Origin of the sequence: Corynebacterium lipophiloflavum DSM 44291, from assembly GCF_000159635.1 — a bacterium.
Lineage (GTDB): Bacteria > Actinomycetota > Actinomycetes > Mycobacteriales > Mycobacteriaceae > Corynebacterium > Corynebacterium lipophiloflavum.
In genome coordinates this window covers 1-1407 of record NZ_GG667205.1, presented here as the reverse complement: position 1 = coordinate 1407, position 1407 = coordinate 1, and the positions used below count along the sequence as shown (strand labels likewise).

The window sequence follows — 1407 nt, the reverse complement described above, 5'->3', positions numbered from 1 at the left end:
GGGGTAAGTCCCTTGGAGTGGTGGGGTTTGGGGGCCGGGGTTCGGGCTGACGACGGTGTGGCGGCCCGCCAAAGGGGGTGGGCCATCGCGTAGTGGTCAATGAGTTACGACCAAGTAGCTCACGGAAGGACACACCACGCGATGACCCACTCCCATTCTGGCGTACACGCTCAGTTGGATGCACTCCTGTCCGCCGATCCGCAGGCGATGTTCGCCGAGCTGGTGCGGGCCGGCCTGCAGGCGCTGATCGAGGCTGAAGCGTCAGCCAAGATCGGCGCCGGCAGGTACGAGCGCAACGAGGACCGCACCACGCACCGCAACGGGTACCGAAACAAGACTGTCTCTACACCTGCAGGGGACATTGAGGCGCGGATCCCGAAGCTGCGTTCCGGGTCGTTCTTCCCCGCTCTGCTCGAGCGGCGCCGGCGCATCGACCGGGCCCTGTACGCGGTGATCATGCAGGCCTACGTACACGGGGTCTCTACACGCGGTGTGGACGATCTCGTGCGGGCTCTCGGTGTGGACACTGGCATCTCGAAGTCTGAGGTGTCCCGAATCTGCGCCGAGCTCGACGCCGAAGTGGAGGCGTTTCGTACCCGCACGCTGGCCCACACCGAGTTCCCGTACGTGTTCGCTGACGCGACGTTCTGCAAGGTCCGGATCGGTGCGCACGTGGTATCTCATGCCATGGTCGTGGCCACTGGCGTTTCCGCTGATGGCACCCGCGAAGTGCTCGGCACGGCGGTCGGGGACAGTGAGTCGTACGAGTTCTGGAATGACTTCCTGCGCTCTTTGAAGACCCGTGGGCTATCCGGGGTGCACCTGGTCATCTCCGACGCCCATGCGGGCCTCAAGGCGGCCGTAGCCAAGCAGTTTGTGGGCGCCTCCTGGCAGCGCTGCCGGGTGCACTTCATGCGCAATCTGCATGGCACGGTAGCGTCCAAGCACGCACCCGCGGTGACCGCGGCGGTCAAGACGATCTTCGCCCACACCGACCCCAAGGATGTGGCTGCGCAGTGGGACCAGGTCGCCGACACCTTCGCCGCCTCGTTCCCCAAGGCCACCGCGATGATGCGCGAGGCCAAGACCGACGTTTTTGCGTTCACCGCGTTCCCGAAAGGGCACTGGCAGAAGATCTGGTCCAACAACCCGATCGAGCGGCTGAACAAGGAGATCAAGCGCCGTGCGGACGTCGTGGAGATCTTCCCCAACCCGGCCGCGTTCCTACGGCTTGCGACCTCGGTGGTCATCGACCAACACGACGAATGGCAAGTCGGCCGCCGCTACCTGTCAGAGAGCTCCATGGCCGAACTCCGAGCCGTCATCGCGGCCAAACAACACGCCCTCGACACCGGTACTGGTTATGATCAACCCACGGAACTCGTTGATCACTGCGACTGACCAGAT

The 1407-nt window shown here is 64.3% G+C and carries 1 protein-coding gene; it reads left to right on the top strand.

The window, feature by feature from the left end:
* Positions 1–141: 141 nt before the first annotated feature.
* Positions 142–1401 carry an IS256 family transposase gene (locus HMPREF0298_RS11190; RefSeq protein ID WP_006841310.1) on the top strand — a complete coding sequence of 420 codons (1260 nt, stop codon included), beginning with the start codon at positions 142–144 and terminating at the stop codon, positions 1399–1401.
* Positions 1402–1407 lie beyond the last annotated feature (6 nt).

What these genes read in the sequence shown, in the direction of transcription:
- HMPREF0298_RS11190 (WP_006841310.1), top strand. Translation starts at nt 142, where the DNA reads ATGACCCACTCCCATTCTGGCGTACACGCTCAGTTGGATGCACTCCTG.